Consider the following 18,381-nt stretch of genomic DNA (forward strand, 5'->3'; position numbering starts at 1 on the left):
AAGATTTTTTGAAACTAACTTATACATTTCTATTAATGTATTATTATCTGATGACGGTAAGAGGCCGTATTTATTTCTTGTAATTTCATATAGGTTTTTTGACTATATCCAAAAGGTTTTTTTCCCTATGGTTATGTCTACCTATGTGTTCTTACAAAAAATAAATACGGTCTTTTTGTCGTTCCTTGAAAAATCGATAAAGGGAATTTTTTGTAGAATTGACTGCTATTGGACAGGATTCACCTAATAAATAGTACGTAATGGAATTGTTATTTGCATTAGGTATGAAAATTTCAAAATTTAAATCTGGAGGAGTAAAAAATGGGTTATCAAGAATCATTTATTAAATTCAAGGATGAAAAAACTTTGGTACAAGAATTGAGAAGATATGAGAAAGGTGAAAAGGATAGCGACCTTGTTCATATTGTTGCGTAGATAGGGTTAAAAAACAAGTTTCGCCATTTAACGAAGGTGAATTAGTTGTAGTGGCTGGTGGAGAGAGAAGCCAACAAAGAGATAAGAACAGACTGCAAAAAGAATTAGGGATTAAAAATATTGTAGATATTGTGTTTATTGATAATCCGTTTTATTGGGAAATGGCAGAGGAAAAAGGGAATGATTTTGGAGACTTCTTAACGGAGCATTTTGAATCACTATTAGAGAATGAATATGAAGAACTTTTTAAAAATGAGGAGGAAATAATTATGCAAATTAATCAGAGTGTGGAAAATACCCAACAAACTAATATAAAACTTCAAATGGAATTGGCTATGGAAAAGCTGGAACATATTAGAACAATATTGGAGCTAAGTTCTGGAATAGATATTGTGATTGGATTAAATGAAGGAGAATACTCGTTATTTCAGGGATTGTGATAATTGTGGGGGATACCATTTGTTAGAAACCTATTCAACTGAGGAAGCAGTTGCATTAGTTGCTGAAACTGAGGCTGAGGATTTAATCGAGATGTATTTTACTGAATGAGATACAAAATAATGAATTAGTTTGATAGTAACGTGTAGGAGTATTACAGACTCTGCACGTTACTTCTTATGGTCGTTCTGTTCAGATAAAGAATTACTTATATTTTTGGGCGGGAAAGGTTATGAAACTGATGTTGAAAAAATTGTATGGAGATAAATATAAATACAAGAACTTGAATATCTCCAACTACGGAATGAAAGAGTATTAAAAGAAAAAATAGAGAGATTATTTCGAGAAAGTGTAAGTAGGTTTGTGCTTGATAATACCACTGGCATTTCTAAAACATTATTTGTGATTTTTGCAAATACTCTTATATGTTTCAGTAAAGATAATATGTTGAAGAACTACTTTTATGTGGGACACTTTACAGAAAATTTGCTGGAGATTTAACCATTTTAAAATTAAAAGGAGAAGTAACTATGGGGACTATTGATATCAATAATGAAGAGTTAAATATAAATGAATTACAAGAAATATTGGCAGTCGAAAAGCTCGACCACATTTGCTCCATTATTAAGTTTAAATTTGGAATTGAATGTGATTGGGAAATTGATGGGGAGTTAGAGGAGTTTACAATTTATCTTGAAGATGAAGTCGAAGATGTTTGTTTCAATCACACGTATTCATTGGAGGATTTAATTGACTGTGATGTAACAGAACAAGCATATTTTCTAAGAAGATGGTTAAATACTTGTATTTCGCTAAAATGTATTCAAGATTATGAAAAAGAGAGAGGGAAGAATCCATATAATAATATTGTACCGATTAGACGTTGATAACAAGAGGCTTAAAGTAAAACCCGCAAAAAGTAGTAGTTGTTGCAATTGTCTTATTCCGAGTATATTCTATAAATAATAACATCAATTTGTAAAATAATATCAATCTTAATAGGGAAGCCAAAGTCGATTTAAAAAAATTCAAAAAATTGACTATTGGCTTCCCTTTTTGGATTCAAAGACTATATACCAAATAAGGATGGAAAAAATGAGTTCTCTAATTGTTGTAAGTCTATTTGCTGTAGCAATTATTGCGGTTTTAGCAATGTTATCAATAAAAGTTATTTTAAAGAAAAGGAGATAGGTAGCAGTCCCTAAAAGCAGTACATGCAAAGTAAAAAGTATAATACCTCCCATTGTAATTGACTTTAGTGAAAGGTAGGAATGAAAAGTGACAAATGAATATAAGAAGTTTCATCGGAGGTCTCGGTGTTATATTACGATGCCAATTAAAAGCCCTGATTCAATTAGGAGGGAACAAGATATAAAGGAGTTTCTTGAATTTTTAAAGTGGCTGAAAAGCAGAAGAATCTATTGAAAAAGGGAGAGAGACTATTGGCATTCGAGAGAAATAAAAAGAGCAGTAATCCAAGCCTTGGGAAAGAGATGTCCGTTGCTGATATGAGCCACCCTATTCTAAAGGAAAATAAAAAGGCTCTGGCTTTATTAGACGAAATAGATAAAAGGAAGTTTAGATTTTTTAGAAGGAAGGCAGATAAAAAGTTATGAAAGTAACATCGTTATTTACAGTAAAATTTAAACTAATCCTTGAATTTGGTAATGGGGAATATCGGCTCTTAGACATCAAGCAATTCTTGCGTGATGATAAAGGCAAGTTAGCCGAAGTTAGAGATAATATTGATATGTTTCAAACAGCAATGCTTGATAATGTAGCAGGTACAGTCGTTTGGGAAAACGGGGTAGATTTTGAACCTGAACATTTATATTCGGAAAGTGTAAATATTGACCATATTTTAGTAAATGAAGAAATGAAGCGAGGTCAATATTACCTGCTTAGGATGATGAATGATTTTATCAAGGAACAGGAAAAGCAGAAAAGGGAGAGAGGTGAATAAGGATGGGACAATATCTTCAAATGGGAATTGGTTATAGGATGGAAATTGATAAGAAGAGATTGGACAAGGTAGGAGTTACTATTGAAAAATTAGAAATTGGGTTAAATAAACACTTTGATATGTCCTTATATGAATTTAACGAAACCCATGACAAAGTCATTTTTGAAATTAAAGAATCCGTAGTCTTAGAACAATTGCAGGAATTTATACAATATCAATATTCGATGTATCCCCAAGAACAGCCATATACTGATTGTTTTATATCGGCTGTGGAAATAATCGGTGGATTATCGACATTTCAAGAAATAGTACAAGTAGTAGAAGAGAGGAATTTTCCTTGCTTTCAATCCAATAGAATTACCGATGAAATTAAAGTATCAGCTTGGGATTGGTTGGAAATTGATATATCAATGTTCGTGTTTTTTGTAGAGGGAAAGATATTTATGGAAGGATATAATTCCTTATTAAAATTTATTGAAAATAATGTAAGACAATCGAGTGAAAAATGGACAATTGCTGGAGCATTTAGATGTTTTATTGAATAATTTTTGAAAAAGAAGAAAAAGGATAAAAACGAGAAATAAAGGAGATTTGATTGAGGATTAATTTAATTCTACTTCTTTTCAAATCTCTTTTACTCTCAGATTGAAACTTGCTTATCTATATAATCTTTCATTTTGATAAAGGGATTTAAAAAATATATCATATATAATAGAAGAAACTCGGAAAAGGGTGAAAAATATATGGAAAAGAATTGGGCAGTAGAGTGTTGGGGGAATATCGGAGTAACCGAGATATTTTATAGCAAGAAACAGGCGGAGGCGTACTTCCTCAGCATTAGGGCAAAATTAGATAGTAGCAAATATATCTTTACCAGAGATTCAATCGTAGATATAAACGATAGTAGTAATGCTGTTTATCTTACCAACCTAAATGAGCTTGAATGAAAATACAGTACCGTCTTTAGTTTTTTAACTTGATAAAGTGAGAGTTCCAATTATTTTGTACTTGAGTTTCGCAGGTTCTTGAGATAAGATGATGACATATAAAAAGTCAATTTGAAAGCAGTAAGATTTATCCTTTTAAACTAATATTAAAGCAAATCAAAATAGCATGTGGTATTTCCAAAAGAAAAAAAACTCTTTGGAAGTACTATATGCTATTTTTTTGTCTGCATATTTTATAGTCAAGATTTACGTTGATTATGTTAAAGGGGGTGATTCCGAACGGGATTTTGCAACTAACTAATTAAATGACCAGTTCATTAATAAGCGACTTTAAAAGCAACTGGACATTGATAGTCCTATATTTTTTCAGCTTTTAAGTCAGACATTATGAATAATAATTGACTACATATAAGTGGGGGAAGAACAAGTTGGATGTTTTTGGATATATAAGGGTTAGTACAAAAACTCAAATGGATGGGTATGGGTTAAAAACGCAGGAATCAGCAATTATAGACTTTTGCCAAAAGAATGGATACGACTTAATTGAAGTATTTCGAGATGAGGGAATCTCTGGAACGATTGCAAACAGAGACGGATTAAATGATTTAATTAGTTCTTTTGGTGAAGTAAAGAAAGTTGTAGTATTAAACACCTCCCGACTTTGGAGAAGTGATACAGTCAAAGTTTTAGTTCACAGAGAATTTCAGAAGCATTCGGCTGACGTTATCAGCATTGAACAGCCTAATTACAGCGGAATTTACACGAAAAATCCAAATGACTTTTTGGTTAATGGGATGATGGAATTGCTCGACCAATATGAGAGAATGAGTATCGCTATGAAGCTCAACAAAGGCCGTAGAACAAAAATTAAAATGGGCGATAAAGCATGTGGGAATGCTCCTCTTGGCTATAAGTGGAATGATAAAGCAAAGATTATTGTTGATGAAGAAACAGCGGCCATTATCGAATTGATTTTCAAAAAGTATTTGGAGTTACGCAGTCTTGGGAAACTTAAAAAGTATTTAGACAACTCTGGGGTAAGAAGCAGTAGGGGGAACAGATTTAGCAAACAGGCCTTGGTTGGGATACTAAAGAATGATTTTTATAAAGGTGTTTTAAGACACAGTGATTTGATTATCGAGGGGAATCATAAACCGTTGATAAATAAGGTCGTATTTGGGAAAGTACAAGCTCTAATTAATAGAAACAGAAAAGCTGGTGTAAGAAATGAGAAGTGAGTGGAACGAGGAAAAATTACAAAGGTATATAAAGGAAGGTAGAGGACAGGGAGAATTTGAATCCTATAAAGGATTTATTCGAGTGCAGGACTTCGGCTCGGTTGGCAGAAGCAGTCGTTTAAGAACTTGGCGATGTAATCGGATTGTCCACCTACTGTCGGATATAGAAACACGATTCTTCTACCTAACTGAGTTTGACGATTCAATTTTACAAGTGAAAGAGCATGTGCCTTTATACGATTTTGAAGAAGTAGTTGGGGAGCAAGAAGATATAGATATAAGGAAATTTAAGGATAAACAATCGGGATTTCCCTACATTTTAACCACGACCTTTCTAATTACAGTTAGGGGAAATGACGGAAATACCTATGATGTTGCAAGGAGTGTTAAAGCAAGTCATGAATTGGAAAGAAAGGCAGTGATTGAACGCTTCGAGTTAATAAGACGTTATTTTTGGAAAAAAGGTATTGATTGGGCGTTATTAACCCAAAAGGAGCTTCCAATAGTTAAGGCGAAAAACATCGAGTGGATACATCCAGCGAGGTTTTTAGAGGAAACAACGGATTTTACTAAAGGTGATATTTCGTATATTTCAGGAATTCTTTTGGAATCACTCTATAAAAATAAAAGACCAGTTCGGGAGATAACAAGTTCAGTTGATTCTCAACTAAATCTTGAAGCTGGTTCAGGGTTGTTGCTATTTAAACATTTATTAACAACCAAACAGATAAAAATAGATATGAATAAGAAGATTGAATTAAACCAATCGGCAGAAGTTTTAGAGATAGTTCCGCAAGAAAGGCAGGGTGAAATAAAAATTGCTATTGACCGTTAATACGTTAATCGGTTATACGGGAGATTCGTTAAAGGATACCGTTGAAAGAATATTGTGGATTAGCAGTGATTATACAGTTGCAGTTTTGATTGATATTTATGCTAACAAGAGCACTCCAATATATAAAAATGTAGAAGACATTGTTAATGATATTGAGATTAAAGGTGCAACCGTTATTAAAGATGACCCTTTCCAAATTTTTAGAAATGATAATGAGATTAATGAAAAAGAGAAGGAGATTCGGAATAAAGCATGGGAGATAATAAAAGCCATTGCGGAGAAAGAAAATGAACCAGAAGTTTTTAATGCAAAGAAACGTGCAGAACTTGTTAAAAAGGCAAGTGGAAAATTTGGAGTAAGTAATAAAACAGTCTACAAGTATTTAAGGCGATATTGGCAAAGGGGAAAACACATGAATGCCCTTTTGCCAGATTACAAGAATATAGGGAGGTCTCAGGAAAAACAAGCAACAGGTAAAAAAAGGGGGAGACCAAAAAAATATAAAGATATTGTGGGTGAAGGTGTAAATGTCAATGAAGAAACGAAACGGATATTTAGGATAGCACTTAATAAATTTTACTATACAAAGTCTGGTAACTCCTTAAACACTGCATACCAGTTAATGAGGAAGGAATTTTATGCAGATGGTTACAGGATAGATGGAGGCATTAGGAAGCCAATATTAAAACCATCCAGTGAAGTTCCAACCTTTGGACAGTTTAAATACTTCTTTTATAAGGAGCGAAACTTGAAGAAGGAAATATACTCAAGGCAGGGGTCGAAAGAGTATTTGCAAAATCATAGAGCATTATTGGGTAACTCTACAGTAGAGGCTTATGGACCAGGTTATTACGAAATTGATGCCACCATTGCTGATGTTTACTTAGTCTCCAGATATAACAGAAATTGGATAATCGGAAGGCCCGTCATCTACCTCTGTGTGGACAAGTTTTCCATGATGATTACAGGACTATATGTGGGCTTAGAAGGACCTTCTTGGAATGGGGCTATGAGTGCTCTTGCTAATTCGGCAAGTAATAAAGTGGATTTTTGCAAAGAGTACGATATTGAGATTATAGAGGAGCAATGGCCATCCCGCCATCTTTGCGATACTTTGATAGCTGACCGAGAGTTGCAGGGTAAGATGGTTGAGACACTTGTTAGTTCCTTACATGTTAAAGTACAGAACACAAGTCCCTATAGAGCCGATATGAAACCTTTTGTAGAAAGAAAATTTCAAATTATTAATGAGAAATCCGTACAACCATTTTTACCTGGAACTGTGAAAACTGATTTCCGTAAGAGAGGAAGCCGAGATTATCGTCTTGATAGCGTTCTCGATTTGTTCCAATTTACCCAAGTTATGATTTATTCGATTCTCGAATATAACCAAAGTTGGCTTTCTAATTATAATCGTGAAGAAATGATGATTAGCGATGATATAGAGCCTATTCCAATAAAGTTATGGAATTGGGGAATGAAAAATCGTGCTGGTTTATTGCGTTCTGTTTCAGAAGATACTATGAAATTGTGTCTGATGCCAACTGCAAATGCTTATATAACTGGTAAAGGAATTAAATTCAAAGGGTTATTTTACACTTCTTCAAATCTTATTAGAGAAGGTAGTTTTGAACGTGTTCGTATAAGTGGTAGTGGAGAAAAGATTCATATATCCTATGACCCAAGAAATTTAAACTTCATATATATAAAGAAGGAAGACGGAAAAGAATTTGAGAAATGCCACCTTCTGGATTACCAAGAAGTTCACATAAACAAGAGTATTGAAGAGTTTGAATACTTACAGGAATATGAAAAGTTACTGAAAAAGCAAAAAGAGGATGAACAGTTACAATCCAAAATTGATTTAATTTCAGAGATAGAAAATATCGTTCAAGAAGCAGAGAAAATGACGAGGGAACAGCAGGATGAAACTGAGAGCAAGACACAAAAACTAAAGGGAATTCGTAAAAATAGGCAAATAGAAAAGATGATTAACAAAGAAAATGAGGCATTTGAACTTGATAAGAAAGTGACGAACGAAAAGGGAGAAGTTCTTTCATTTAATAGAATGAATAATCAAGAACCTGAAGAGGGACCAGAAGAGTTTGAAAATGAAATGGCCCTATTAAGAAAGAAGCAGAAGGAGAGAACGTATGGAAAAACAGAATAAAGTAATAATTCCAAACGGTGGAGAAGCTGTAATGGCAAAATATAGAGACCAGGAAGTGATGGAATACAGAAACAATCCTTTTATCGAAGCTCTTCCTCCCATTCTTTCAAAGGAGGAGGTAGTTGATAAATTAGCCTATTATCCACCTTTTAATGAAAATGAACGTAACTTGGATAGTCATATAAGACTGCACCTTGTCCAGCGATTATTCCAATATTACCAGCCAATTTTTCAAACGCTTGATTTGGAGTCAAGGGTCTCCAGGATGATTCGTATGGGTTATGTTCATAACAATCCTTTTAAACCAGAATTCGCTCAAGGATTGCACGAAAACTACAAGTCGATTCTAAACGCAAACATAGATATGTACAATGGCAATTTAAAAAGCACGTCTTCTGCAATGACGATTTTGGGACCATCAGGAATCGGTAAAAGCCGAATGATAAATGTGGTACTATCAGCTCTACCACAACTTATTGTTCATTCTCGCTATAAGAATAATGATTTTAATATGTATCAGTTGGTCTGGCTTAAATTAGATTGTTCATTCGATGGAAATATTAAAGGTGTTTGTATTGATGCATATAGGAGCTTGGATAGTTTATTGGGTACAAGCTATTATAAGCGGTTTGGTTCAGCAAGAATGCCCATAGCCTCCATGCAACCTGCTTTATCTCAAATGCTTAGGGTTCATGGGGTTGGACTACTGGTAATAGACGAGGTGCAGTCGCTGAGCGTTGCCAAATCTGGTGGAGCAGAAAAAATGATGAACTTCTTTCATTACTTATCTAATATGGGAACTCCTATTCTTTTGATAGGAACACCAAAGGCACTTCCTTATTTAAGAGGCGACCTCCGCCAAGCACGAAGAGGCAGTGGTCAGGGTGATATGGTGATAGAACGCATGAAAAAGGATTTTAATTGGGATTTAATTCTCGAAGGAATGTGGGATTATCAGTGGGTGAGAAAGCCAACTGCTCTTACACAAGAGTTTAAAGATATTTTATATGATGAATCTGGCGGAATAACAGATATTGCGATTAAACTTTTTGTCATGGCTCAAGTAAAGGCAATTTCCAGTGGTAAGGAACAAATAACTCCTGCATTAATAAGAAAAGTGGCAAGAGAGAATTTGCAACTAATTCAGCCGATGATTAATGCTATAAGAAGTGGCGACATTAAAGCTATTTCGAGATACGAAGATATCGCACCTATAGATGTAGAAGGGTTTATTAATCAGGAATTTTCTACTGTTTCTATGAACAATAAAATAAAAGAAATTCAAAAAGCGAAGAAAAAGCAGGAGAAAAATTGGAAGGAAAACGTGAGGGAACAGTCTATCTTAAAGTTAATTGAGTTGGATGTTGAACCAGGCAAGGCAAAAAAGTGTATTGATACTGTGATTGAAAAGCAAGGACAAGAATTTGATATAAAGGGGATTGTAAAAGAGGCGTTTAAGCTGTCTATAAATATAGAAGAAAGTAGCCCTATACCGACTAAATTACCAAAGAAAATGGAGTTGCAAAACAAGCAAGATTTAAGATTGATTGTTTCGGAAGGAAAAGCAAATGGTCTATCTGCCCATGAAGCACTTAAAGAAAAAGGAATTATTAAAGTGATAGAAAATGATTTCTTCAGTGTGGGGTGAGAATAATGGTTGGTTTTTTTCCAACACCGTATCCGAATGAGTTGTTATATAGTACATTAGCACGTTTCCATATAAGAAGTGGGAACATCAGCCCCAAGGCAACCATTGAAGAGTTATTTGGCTCTCGTTCTGTCACTACTGTTGTCGATTTACCAGCCAACATAGATAGCTTGATAAGCAATTTACCGATTGGAAGTGCATATACTGCGGAAAATTTGATAATGGAGAACACTTTATATCCATTTTATAGTGCCTTTCTTCCGCCAGAACGTGCCAAAAGCATCTTGCAATCTATGAAGGGTAACAGCGGTGGAAGCATCCATAATCGAATAGGTGTTATGGCAAGTACAATTGCAGAGAATAGATATATTAGGATGTGCAAAGAGTGTGCGACAGAGTCATTAAAGAAATATGGAGAAGTGTATTGGGTGAGAAGTCACCAAATTCCTGGGATTATTATTTGTTCAAAGCATAAGACCTTACTGTACAACAGCAAAGTATTAGTACATCACTTTAACAAAAATGAGTTTGTTCCAGCAACTGTAGACAATTGCAATTTAACCGAAGAACATAAAACCTCAAAGAATATAGAAGATGCTATAGAATCTGAATTTATCCCCAATTATATTCAAGTTGTAGATAATGTGGATAAACTATTAAACAATCGTTATTCCAATAAGCCACCTGAATGGTTTTTCTCTCAATATATAGAGAGGTTAAAGTTGATGGGATTAGCAAATATAAATGGAAGTGTAAAGCAAAAAGAACTTCGAGAGCAGTTTCTTGAGTTTTATGGGGAGAATTTATTAACGATAGTCCAATCATCCATTACTAATAATGAAAGTTGCTGGTTAAGTATGATGGTTAGAAAACCACGTAAAACTGTTCATCCAATTAGACATCTGCTGATGATTCAATTTTTAGGAATTATGTTGGAAGACTTATGGAATGAGGAAAATGAGTATTTACCTTTTGGCAAAAGTCCTTTTCCATGTTTAAATGCGGGAGCAGACCATTATTTACAGCCAGTAATTACTGAAGTGTCTATACGGTATGACAGTAAAATCAAGAGGCCAGTTGGGACATTTAGCTGTTCCTGTGGGTTTGTTTACGCACGAAAGGGACCCGATAGTAGTGAAGATGATAGGTACAAGGTTGGAAGAGTAAAAGAGTTTGGAGAAGTATGGAAATCAAAGCTAAAAGAACTTTTTCAAATGAATTTAAGTATGAGAGAAATCGCAAGAAGATTAAAGGTAGATGTAAATACGGTAAAGAAATATGGTCAGAATTTAGGAGAAACCGAAGTGGAACTCGGTTATAAAAGAAAAGACAATCTTATTAACAAGGATAGTTTTCGTAATGAATGGCTGGATTTGCAGAAGCGATATCCCGAAAAGAGTAAAACGGAACTGCGGAAGGTTAATAGTGGTCTTTATACTTGGCTATATCGCAATGATAGGGAGTGGTTAAATTCAAACTCTCCAAAAAAGAAGCAAATTACTATGGTAAATAATCGGGTGGATTGGGATAAAAGAGATGTGGAAACTCATGAGTCCGTAAAGGGAATTGTAGAAGAAATACTTAATTCCCCTAATAAGCCTGAAAGAGTAACGATAAGCAGAGTTGGGAAGAAAGTAGACAAATTATCCTTGCTGGAAAAGCATCTATTCAAGTTGCCTCAAACCAATGAATACTTGCTACAACATATTGAATCGGTAAGAGATTTTCAAATTCGCAGAATCAAATGGGCGATTAAAGAATGCCAACGAGAAGGATATGATGTGCAATGGTGGAGAGTATCGAGGGTAGCTGGTATTCGGGGTGAATGGATAGAGGAATTAGAAGTGGAGTTTGAAAGGATAAGTAGCATTATTTCATAAGATTAGTTTAGCAAGGTTTGGCTTGATATTGGGAAGAGCTGTAGGTATCATAAATTTATAGAAAATAATAATTATTTGAAATGAGGAAACAAAATGGCGACTTTTTATATTAATCGCAAAAGTCCATATTGCATAAATTAACGCTCAGTCATAGGACTGGGCGTTTTTAATTGTGTTTGTTTCCAAACTGTATCGAAAGGAGGAGAGAGAATGTTGTTGGAAAAGTTGAAAGGGTCTTTACAAAATCTTTCTATTGAATTAATTGGAGACGCACTTACTATTGCTGTTTCTTTAGTCATTGGCTACTATGTGAAAGTTTTCTTTCTTATGTAGTTAGCTTTATTAAAGACTGTAATCAAAAGGAGATGACTAATTTGTGAATGAAATGAGTTTCGTGGATGTTATAAACAGGTCAGATTACAACTTAAAGAACGATGATGAATAGGAACAAGGAGGATATAAGAATGAATAAGGGATTTAAGCAGGAAAAGGAAATTGATATTACCGAATTGATGGAGGTGTTATCATTTAATGCTGAATTAGAATTGGATAATGATATTCGAGAATGGTTACAAACACCGCCTGTTAAATTGCAGAATTATGGATATGAGGTGGAAAGGGAAGAGGAGTATTTTGCAACACTAAACGAGATTTCAGAATATCTATTGGAGAGATGATGAAATAAGAATCGCAAATAAAGGAGGGAAGTCTTAATGGAACAAGATTGGATGGAAAAGTTTAGAGCAGAACTTCTGGAGGATATGAAAAAGGAAGCAAGGCAAGAGATAGCGGAAGAAATGGCAAGAATTTATCTGGAGACCACTGATTATGATGATGAACCAATATCTGAAAGGTTTGGAGTGCCTATTTACAAAATAGAGCAATTTAGAGAAGACCATAAAAAGTGGCAGTTCGCAAAACAATTAGAGATAACAGAAGAACAGCTTTTCTTGAGGACAATGTGATTTCATTGTGCTTACCAAAAGACATGTTTCTAAAGAAGGGAAAACTGGATGGGGCTGAAAATATGCTTTTGCTCGGTTTACATGCCACAGGATTAAAGCGATTTTTAGAACTCATCTCCGATGATACAAGGAAGACATTGCGAAAGATGCTAACTGAACAAGATTTAGACGTTAAAGAGGAGGGGGAAGAGTGAATTACTATCAAATGTTAGAGAATTTGCATGTTGTTTCCAATAATAAAGATAGAGATGATGAGAACTTCTGGTCACAAGAGGTATATAGCCAATCTGATTTTTCCAGTGCGTGTTTAGATGCCCATCTACTGGTAAGGAAAAATATTTGTAAACAAGTTGAGTGGGGAAAAGAACAAAATGAAGAATGAGCAAGAAATACCAAAAGAATATTGTCCGTATTGTGGCAAGAATTTGATAAGAATTCTTTCGGAACAAGAGCAAAAGAAATACAAACTTCGATACGTAAGTGAGAAAATTGGCGTTTCCAATTGGGATTCTATCTTTGCATGGAAATGTCCTTATTGTACTAAAACCTGGAGGAGGTAGTTATGACCTTATGTTAATCCCAAAGATAGAAGCTCAGCTTATTAATTATAAGATTTACGAAGAATATACTCCTACATTAAACAAGTTAGAATTCTTTCAAGGAGTTTTCCTCCCTTTTAACAATGAAAGACAAAAAATGTTGATGTTGTGCTTATTCAATATGGGCATCAGAGAATTTATCAGTATTCTTCCACAGGAATCAAAAGAAGAATTATTGTGTTTGCTTCAACAAGATTTGAAAGAATGATTTAATTTACACAACTTTCCTGCATTTACTTTCTGTTTGTTTAGAGTTTTGGTAAAATATGATAGCGGAGCTTTGGGTTTTCGTGCATCGAAAGGATATTTTTATGAGAACGAGCACCCTTTTTGCTTTACGAAACAACCACCTTTTTTGCGGAGCTTAAAGGTGGTTGTTTTCATTACTGTGTGTATTAATGCAGGAAGGCAAAAATTCCCTTTTTGACATAAAAATAGGGAGAAGTATTTATTTTACCAAATTGAGTAAAGTTGCTAAGGTAACTCTTTTCTTCGATAGTCTTAATTGAAATATGTAAAGAGTACGGTAAATGTCATTGACGAGATTACTAAACCATAATAAGCAGATAAAAGAACTTTTCAAGTCAATTCCAAATATGAAACAGTTTTTTCAGAAACTTAATGAAGGTCCTGCCTTTCCTGTGAAAGCACCAATTATTGTGAAATCAGATGGTAGAGCAAACCCCATTGTAGGACACGCATATGATTATTGGTTAAGAGCGTTTATACAACGAATAAATAACCGCTTACAAGAAAATGATAATTTAGTTGCTTATCAGGGTCTATCCTTGCTTTTTACAGAGAAAAAATTTTTCGATAAAGATGCTTACAAATATCACCTTCCATTCATAAAAGAAGAAGAAAAAGAGTTCGGTAATTATTATTATGAGACCTATTTGAAAATGAAAGAAGAGAATAAAACAACTGATGAATGGTTTGAAGCAGTCCTTGATTACATACATGAAAAATACACAGAAGAAATCCTTGAAAATATGGAGCTAAAGTTTTTTGGGGACTTTACAATAACTACCCATTATTCTGAAGGGGAAATTATTTATGATAATATTATTGAAAGAAGAAATTCTTACATTTTAGGGGAATCAGTTGATGATACTCAACTGATGGAAGATTGTATGATACTGGGGAATTTGGATGCTTTCTATCGTTCTAATTATATACATGAACAAGGTGTTTTTTATGTGTCAGAAAAGGATATCACAGACTTGTTAAATTTAACAAGAGAGACTCAAAAGTTTTCTTCTCTTTTCATAATGAACCATACTCTTATATGTAATCCTTCATTTGAAAAAGCATCTATTTTAGTAGGAGGAGCAGATGCTGATATTTTAATAGATAGCACGTTGATTGAGATAAAAACTGAGTCCCAGTTTGGATATAAAGCAGACCATATGAGGCAACTTATCGGATATTATATTTTATCTCTCTTTACACCTTCCTTTCCTAAAATAGATAAGTTGGCTATTTATAATTCAAGATTTTGTCGATATGTTTACATCAATATTGATGATATATTTGATTACTTTGATTTGATTGGTTTTGCTAAAGAATTTATTGAGATTCTCCTTGAAAGAAATTCGCTGTTAAACAAAGATAAAGACGTAATTCAGCAGTCTTTTGTAACCAAAACGAAAGATTTCCAGAAGTGAAAATAATATTATTTCATTTAAATATTTTTCAACAGGGATTTCAAAACTTCCTTAAAATAGGAAGTTTCTATAAATATTCAAGTAACTGGGAATGTTAAAAGGTTATTATTCATTAAATTGTTCAAGGGAGCGTTTATATTTGTTTTATACAATCGCATTATTTCTGTTTGCAGGAATTGCTGAGATTGGAGGAGGTTATCTTATTTGGCTGTGGCTAAGGGAAGGTAAGCCGTTTTATTGGGGTATATTTGGAGGTGTTGCATTAGCTTTATACGGTGTTATTGCTACATTTCAAACCTTTAGTTGGTGTTTCAGTGGTGTTGTTTGCACCACGCCAATAACAATTCCTTTAATAGAAGGGTATTGCTTTTTTAGTCTTAAGAAAAATGTATAATACTATCCTTGACCGTGTACCATAGTACACGGTTTATACTTTATATGGGGTGAATAAGTTGAGTTATCGTATTAGTGAATTTGCAGATAAGTGTGGGGTTAATAAAGAAACTATTAGATATTACGAACGAAAGAATTTATTACAAGAACCTTCTCGGACAAATTCAGGTTATCGGACATATTCAGAGGATGATGTTAAGCGTGTAGGGTTTATTAAACGAATGCAAGAGCTTGGTTTTTCTTTGAATGAAATTTATAAATTACTTGGGGTTGTAGATAAAGATGAAATTCGATGCCAGGACATGTTTGAATTTGTATCAAAAAAAGAAGAAGAAGTTAAAAAACAAATAGAAGATTTAAAGCGTATTGAACGCATGTTGAAAGATTTAAAGAAAAGATGTCCAGATGAAAAGGAGTTACATGAATGCCCCATTATTGAAGCGTTGATTGAGGACTAATAAGAAGGGAGATTTTTATGAAACATAAAAAGAGCTTTATTGTAGGAATGGTAGGTATATTTGTTGTTCTACTATGTTGTGCTACACCTATATTAGTTATTTTATTAAGTGCTATTGGATTAGGGGCGATAACTGGCTATTTAGATTATATTCTAATTCCAGTTTTAGCAATTTTTCTTGCCTTAACTCTCTACTCTTATAATAAGTTGAATAAATCGAATTCTAAGAATGATTCTTGTTGCTCTTAAGATATAGGTGGTGATAGTGATGAAAGAGAAAGTTTCACAAGTAGCAACACTATTTTCTGGATTTGTGATGGCAGGTTGTTGTTTAGGACCTCTAATTTTGATTCCTCTTGGTTTAACAGGTTTTGCTGGAGGATTAGCAATTTATGCAACGAAATATCAAACGATGTTAATAACGGTTACGTTGGTTTTATTAGCTTACTCATTTTATTTGATTTATGGGCGAAAATGTAAAAAGAAAAGCTCTATTATTGGATTATGGATTACAACAGTTTTGGTATTTGGGATGTTTGTTTATACGCTAATTTCCAAAGGGTACTTGTAGGAAAGGGGTATTTATTGTGCGGGTTCAACAGGTTTTAGCCATCATTTTATTGTTGTTTTTACTTATTCTTTCTGCGTGTAGTAATGAAAAAGAGATACAAACTATTACAAGTTATAATAGTAACTCCGTATCGTTTACGGTAACAGATATGTATTGTGCAAGTTGTCCATTTGTCGTAGAAAGTGCGATAAATAAAGTGGATGGGGTAAATAATGTAATTATTGAAACAAAAGGAACAGAGGGAACTGTAACGGTTTCTTATGATGATGTAAAAACAGATATTAAAATCATTCAAGAGTCCGTTTTGGATTTAGGTTACGGTGTAAAATAAAGGAGGATAAAACACATGAAAAAATATCGGATAAAGATTGAGGGAATGACTTGTACAGGGTGTGAAGAGCATGTAGCTGTCGCACTTGAAAATATAGGAGCTAAAAACATAAAAGCTAATTTTAGTCGTGGTGAAGCTGTATTTGAATTACCTGATAATAAAGAGATTGAAACTGCCAAAAGAGCTATCAATGAAGCAAAATATCAGCCTGGGGAAATTGAAGAAGTTTTATCACAAAAAAACGTAGTATTTGGTAATGAAGGGGACTATGACTTACTTATTATCGGTTCTGGTGGTTCAGCCTTTTCGGCCGCTATTAAAGCAATAGAATATGGTGCAAAAGTTGGGATGATTGAGCGTGGAACGGTTGGGGGAACATGCGTAAATATTGGTTGTGTTCCTTCTAAAACCCTTTTACGAGCTGGAGAAATTAATCATTTAGCAAAATCAAATCTATTTATAGGGTTAAAAACTTCTGCTGGGGAAGTGGAATTAGCACCTTTAGTAAAGCAAAAGAATGAATTGGTTAGTGAACTCCGCAATCAAAAATATGTTAATTTAATTGATGAATATGGATTTGATTTAATTGAGGGTGAAGCAAAATTTGTTGATGAAAGTACAGTTGAGGTTAATGGAAAAAAACTTTCTGCAAAACGCTTTTTAATCGCAACAGGTGCTTCTCCATCTTTACCACCGATTTCAGGAATGGAAGAAGTGGATTATTTAACGAGTACAAGCCTACTTGAATTAAAAAAAGTGCCGAAACGATTAACGGTTATTGGTTCGGGGTACATCGGAATGGAACTTGGACAACTTTTTCACAATTTAGGTTCAGAAGTAACGCTTATGCAAAGAGGTGAGCGACTTTTAAAAGAATATGACCCAGAGATTTCAGAGGTAGTTGAAAAAGCGTTAATTGAACAAGGTATAACCCTTGTTAAAGGGGCAACTTTTGAACGTGTAGAACAAGTTGGTGAAATCAAAAAGGTTTATGTTACGGTAGATGGTAAGAAAAAGGTCGTTGAATCAGAACAGTTACTTGTTGCTACAGGTAGAAAACCAAATACAGATTCTCTAAATTTAAGTGTAGCAGGTGTTGAGGTTGGAAACCGTAAAGAAATAAAGATAAATGACTATGCTCAAACAAGTAATGAAAAGATTTATTCTGCTGGGGATGTAACGCTTGGGCCACAATTTGTGTATGTAGCGGCCTATGAAGGTGGAATTGTCGCTGATAATGCAATTGGTGGACTAAATAAAAAATTGGATTTATCGGTTGTACCAGGTGTTACATTTACAAATCCTTCGATTGCAACCGTTGGTTTAACAGAAGAACAAGCAAAAGAAAAAGGATATGATGTCAAAACATCTGTATTACCTTTAGATGCTGTTCCAAGAGCAATTGTAAATCGTGAAACCACAGGGGTATTCAAAATAGTGGCAGATGCGAAAACATTAAAGATATTAGGAGTTCATGTTGTATCTGAAAATGCAGGGGATGTAATTTATGCAGGGACATTAGCAGTAAAATTTGGTTTAACTGTAGAAGACTTAAAGGAAAGCATCGCACCATACTTAACTATGGCAGAAGGGTTAAAGTTGGCTTCTCTTACTTTTGATAAAGACGTTTCAAAATTATCTTGTTGTGCAGGATAGAAGTTTTTTTATAAAAAACAGTATAGAAAACAATTAGATTGATTGTTTAAAAAGTGAGTGTCGTGTTGGATAGGAGGAAAATCACAGTCACAAAGTAGGTGATTTTTCCCTGAACCCTACCCCCTTTTTTCTGCTTCTATGTTATAGCAAAAAGAAGTTTTACCCAAGGCAAATAAACTGTAGCCTTG

The 18,381-nt window shown here is 34.0% G+C and carries 23 protein-coding genes and 1 pseudogene; all 24 read left to right on the plus strand.

Annotation, left to right across the window (positions count from 1 at the left end; all coding sequences use genetic code 11):
• The first annotated feature begins 485 nt into the window (after nucleotides 1-485).
• The 24 genes and pseudogenes from CD30_RS14300 (at nucleotide 486) to merA (ending at nucleotide 18,193) form a co-directional block, all read left to right on the plus strand.
• Entirely contained in the window at nucleotides 486-875 is a 390-nt protein-coding gene (locus tag CD30_RS14300) for a hypothetical protein (protein WP_036178200.1), read from the plus strand.
• A 528-nt stretch (nucleotides 876-1,403) separates the two neighbouring features.
• Nucleotides 1,404-1,760 carry a hypothetical protein gene (locus tag CD30_RS14305; RefSeq protein ID WP_036178202.1) on the plus strand — a complete coding sequence of 119 codons (357 nt, stop codon included), beginning with the start codon at nucleotides 1,404-1,406 and terminating at the stop codon, nucleotides 1,758-1,760.
• Between the two features lie 555 nt (nucleotides 1,761-2,315).
• The gene (locus CD30_RS14315) at nucleotides 2,316-2,489 is read left to right on the plus strand and encodes a hypothetical protein (protein ID WP_170215848.1); all 174 of its coding nucleotides are present in this window, start codon (nucleotides 2,316-2,318) and stop codon (nucleotides 2,487-2,489) included.
• Nucleotides 2,486-2,836, plus strand: coding sequence for a DUF2442 domain-containing protein (locus CD30_RS14320; protein ID WP_036178209.1), 351 nt, complete (start codon nucleotides 2,486-2,488; stop codon nucleotides 2,834-2,836). The genes CD30_RS14315 and CD30_RS14320 overlap by 4 nt, the downstream gene beginning before the upstream one ends.
• A 2-nt stretch (nucleotides 2,837-2,838) precedes the next feature.
• A complete protein-coding gene (locus tag CD30_RS14325) occupies nucleotides 2,839-3,381 on the plus strand; it encodes a hypothetical protein (RefSeq protein ID WP_036178211.1) in 543 nt (180 codons plus the stop codon).
• A 198-nt stretch (nucleotides 3,382-3,579) separates the two neighbouring features.
• Nucleotides 3,580-3,783: a hypothetical protein gene (locus CD30_RS14330; RefSeq protein ID WP_036178213.1), complete on the plus strand. Its 204-nt coding sequence runs from the start codon at nucleotides 3,580-3,582 to the stop codon at nucleotides 3,781-3,783.
• Nucleotides 3,784-4,211: 428 nt separating this feature from the next.
• Nucleotides 4,212-5,021 (plus strand): recombinase family protein, encoded by an 810-nt coding sequence (locus tag CD30_RS14335; RefSeq protein ID WP_052126233.1) that lies wholly within the window; start codon nucleotides 4,212-4,214, stop codon nucleotides 5,019-5,021.
• Entirely contained in the window at nucleotides 5,011-5,856 is an 846-nt protein-coding gene (locus CD30_RS14340; protein WP_036178215.1) for a heteromeric transposase endonuclease subunit TnsA, read from the plus strand. Before CD30_RS14335 ends, CD30_RS14340 begins: the two co-directional genes overlap by 11 nt.
• Entirely contained in the window at nucleotides 5,840-8,026 is a 2,187-nt protein-coding gene (locus CD30_RS14345) for a Mu transposase C-terminal domain-containing protein (protein WP_036178217.1), read from the plus strand. Before CD30_RS14340 ends, CD30_RS14345 begins: the two co-directional genes overlap by 17 nt.
• Complete coding sequence (locus CD30_RS14350) at nucleotides 8,010-9,674, plus strand: ATP-binding protein (protein ID WP_036178219.1); 1,665 nt, start codon at nucleotides 8,010-8,012, stop codon at nucleotides 9,672-9,674. Before CD30_RS14345 ends, CD30_RS14350 begins: the two co-directional genes overlap by 17 nt.
• Nucleotides 9,675-9,679: 5 nt before the next feature.
• Nucleotides 9,680-11,554 carry a TnsD family Tn7-like transposition protein gene (locus CD30_RS14355; RefSeq protein WP_036178221.1) on the plus strand — a complete coding sequence of 625 codons (1,875 nt, stop codon included), beginning with the start codon at nucleotides 9,680-9,682 and terminating at the stop codon, nucleotides 11,552-11,554.
• Between the two features lie 210 nt (nucleotides 11,555-11,764).
• Entirely contained in the window at nucleotides 11,765-11,887 is a 123-nt protein-coding gene (locus tag CD30_RS20665; protein WP_255475359.1) for a hypothetical protein, read from the plus strand.
• A 131-nt stretch (nucleotides 11,888-12,018) separates the two neighbouring features.
• Nucleotides 12,019-12,231: a hypothetical protein gene (locus tag CD30_RS14360; RefSeq protein ID WP_036178223.1), complete on the plus strand. Its 213-nt coding sequence runs from the start codon at nucleotides 12,019-12,021 to the stop codon at nucleotides 12,229-12,231.
• Nucleotides 12,232-12,267: 36 nt separating this feature from the next.
• Nucleotides 12,268-12,519, plus strand: coding sequence for a hypothetical protein (locus CD30_RS14365; protein WP_036178225.1), 252 nt, complete (start codon nucleotides 12,268-12,270; stop codon nucleotides 12,517-12,519).
• Nucleotides 12,520-12,581: 62 nt separating this feature from the next.
• Nucleotides 12,582-12,713 carry a hypothetical protein gene (locus CD30_RS20670; protein ID WP_255475360.1) on the plus strand — a complete coding sequence of 44 codons (132 nt, stop codon included), beginning with the start codon at nucleotides 12,582-12,584 and terminating at the stop codon, nucleotides 12,711-12,713.
• The gene (locus CD30_RS14375) at nucleotides 12,710-12,901 is read left to right on the plus strand and encodes a hypothetical protein (RefSeq protein WP_036178230.1); all 192 of its coding nucleotides are present in this window, start codon (nucleotides 12,710-12,712) and stop codon (nucleotides 12,899-12,901) included. The genes CD30_RS20670 and CD30_RS14375 overlap by 4 nt, the downstream gene beginning before the upstream one ends.
• A gap of 188 nt (nucleotides 12,902-13,089) precedes the next feature.
• Nucleotides 13,090-13,326: a hypothetical protein gene (locus CD30_RS14385; protein WP_036178235.1), complete on the plus strand. Its 237-nt coding sequence runs from the start codon at nucleotides 13,090-13,092 to the stop codon at nucleotides 13,324-13,326.
• 322 nt (nucleotides 13,327-13,648) lie between these two features.
• Nucleotides 13,649-14,785, plus strand: coding sequence for a hypothetical protein (locus tag CD30_RS19615; protein ID WP_052126234.1), 1,137 nt, complete (start codon nucleotides 13,649-13,651; stop codon nucleotides 14,783-14,785).
• A gap of 91 nt (nucleotides 14,786-14,876) precedes the next feature.
• Nucleotides 14,877-15,086: pseudogene (locus CD30_RS14395) on the plus strand (YnfA family protein); the annotation flags it as partial.
• Between the two features lie 151 nt (nucleotides 15,087-15,237).
• Nucleotides 15,238-15,636: an Hg(II)-responsive transcriptional regulator gene (merR, locus tag CD30_RS14400; RefSeq protein WP_036178239.1), complete on the plus strand. Its 399-nt coding sequence runs from the start codon at nucleotides 15,238-15,240 to the stop codon at nucleotides 15,634-15,636.
• 17 nt (nucleotides 15,637-15,653) lie between these two features.
• Nucleotides 15,654-15,884 (plus strand): mercury resistance system transport protein MerF, encoded by a 231-nt coding sequence (gene merF / locus CD30_RS14405; RefSeq protein WP_036178241.1) that lies wholly within the window; start codon nucleotides 15,654-15,656, stop codon nucleotides 15,882-15,884.
• A 19-nt stretch (nucleotides 15,885-15,903) separates the two neighbouring features.
• Nucleotides 15,904-16,206: a mercuric transport protein MerT gene (gene merT / locus CD30_RS14410; protein WP_036178242.1), complete on the plus strand. Its 303-nt coding sequence runs from the start codon at nucleotides 15,904-15,906 to the stop codon at nucleotides 16,204-16,206.
• 16 nt (nucleotides 16,207-16,222) lie between these two features.
• Complete coding sequence (locus tag CD30_RS14415) at nucleotides 16,223-16,537, plus strand: heavy-metal-associated domain-containing protein (RefSeq protein WP_052126235.1); 315 nt, start codon at nucleotides 16,223-16,225, stop codon at nucleotides 16,535-16,537.
• 15 nt (nucleotides 16,538-16,552) lie between these two features.
• Nucleotides 16,553-18,193 carry a mercury(II) reductase gene (gene merA / locus CD30_RS14420; RefSeq protein WP_036178243.1) on the plus strand — a complete coding sequence of 547 codons (1,641 nt, stop codon included), beginning with the start codon at nucleotides 16,553-16,555 and terminating at the stop codon, nucleotides 18,191-18,193.
• Nucleotides 18,194-18,381: the final 188 nt, after the last annotated feature.

Source organism: Ureibacillus massiliensis 4400831 = CIP 108448 = CCUG 49529, assembly GCF_000772965.1.
GTDB classification, from domain to species: Bacteria; Bacillota; Bacilli; order Bacillales_A; family Planococcaceae; genus Ureibacillus; species Ureibacillus massiliensis.

Bases quoted from the DNA above. Each gene is read 5' to 3' on its own strand.
- CD30_RS14325 (WP_036178211.1), top strand. From the start codon at position 2,839: ATGGGACAATATCTTCAAATGGGAATTGGTTATAGGATGGAAATTGAT.
- CD30_RS14305 (WP_036178202.1), top strand. From the start codon at position 1,404: ATGGGGACTATTGATATCAATAATGAAGAGTTAAATATAAATGAATTA.
- merA (WP_036178243.1), top strand. From the start codon at position 16,553: ATGAAAAAATATCGGATAAAGATTGAGGGAATGACTTGTACAGGGTGT.
- CD30_RS14355 (WP_036178221.1), top strand. From the start codon at position 9,680: ATGGTTGGTTTTTTTCCAACACCGTATCCGAATGAGTTGTTATATAGT.
- CD30_RS14350 (WP_036178219.1), top strand. From the start codon at position 8,010: ATGGAAAAACAGAATAAAGTAATAATTCCAAACGGTGGAGAAGCTGTA.
- CD30_RS14385 (WP_036178235.1), top strand. From the start codon at position 13,090: ATGTTAATCCCAAAGATAGAAGCTCAGCTTATTAATTATAAGATTTAC.
- CD30_RS14330 (WP_036178213.1), top strand. From the start codon at position 3,580: ATGGAAAAGAATTGGGCAGTAGAGTGTTGGGGGAATATCGGAGTAACC.
- merF (WP_036178241.1), top strand. From the start codon at position 15,654: ATGAAACATAAAAAGAGCTTTATTGTAGGAATGGTAGGTATATTTGTT.
- CD30_RS20670 (WP_255475360.1), top strand. From the start codon at position 12,582: ATGCTTTTGCTCGGTTTACATGCCACAGGATTAAAGCGATTTTTAGAA.
- CD30_RS14360 (WP_036178223.1), top strand. From the start codon at position 12,019: ATGAATAAGGGATTTAAGCAGGAAAAGGAAATTGATATTACCGAATTG.
- CD30_RS14340 (WP_036178215.1), top strand. From the start codon at position 5,011: ATGAGAAGTGAGTGGAACGAGGAAAAATTACAAAGGTATATAAAGGAA.
- CD30_RS20665 (WP_255475359.1), top strand. From the start codon at position 11,765: ATGTTGTTGGAAAAGTTGAAAGGGTCTTTACAAAATCTTTCTATTGAA.
- CD30_RS19615 (WP_052126234.1), top strand. From the start codon at position 13,649: ATGTCATTGACGAGATTACTAAACCATAATAAGCAGATAAAAGAACTT.
- merT (WP_036178242.1), top strand. From the start codon at position 15,904: ATGAAAGAGAAAGTTTCACAAGTAGCAACACTATTTTCTGGATTTGTG.
- CD30_RS14365 (WP_036178225.1), top strand. From the start codon at position 12,268: ATGGAACAAGATTGGATGGAAAAGTTTAGAGCAGAACTTCTGGAGGAT.
- CD30_RS14320 (WP_036178209.1), top strand. From the start codon at position 2,486: ATGAAAGTAACATCGTTATTTACAGTAAAATTTAAACTAATCCTTGAA.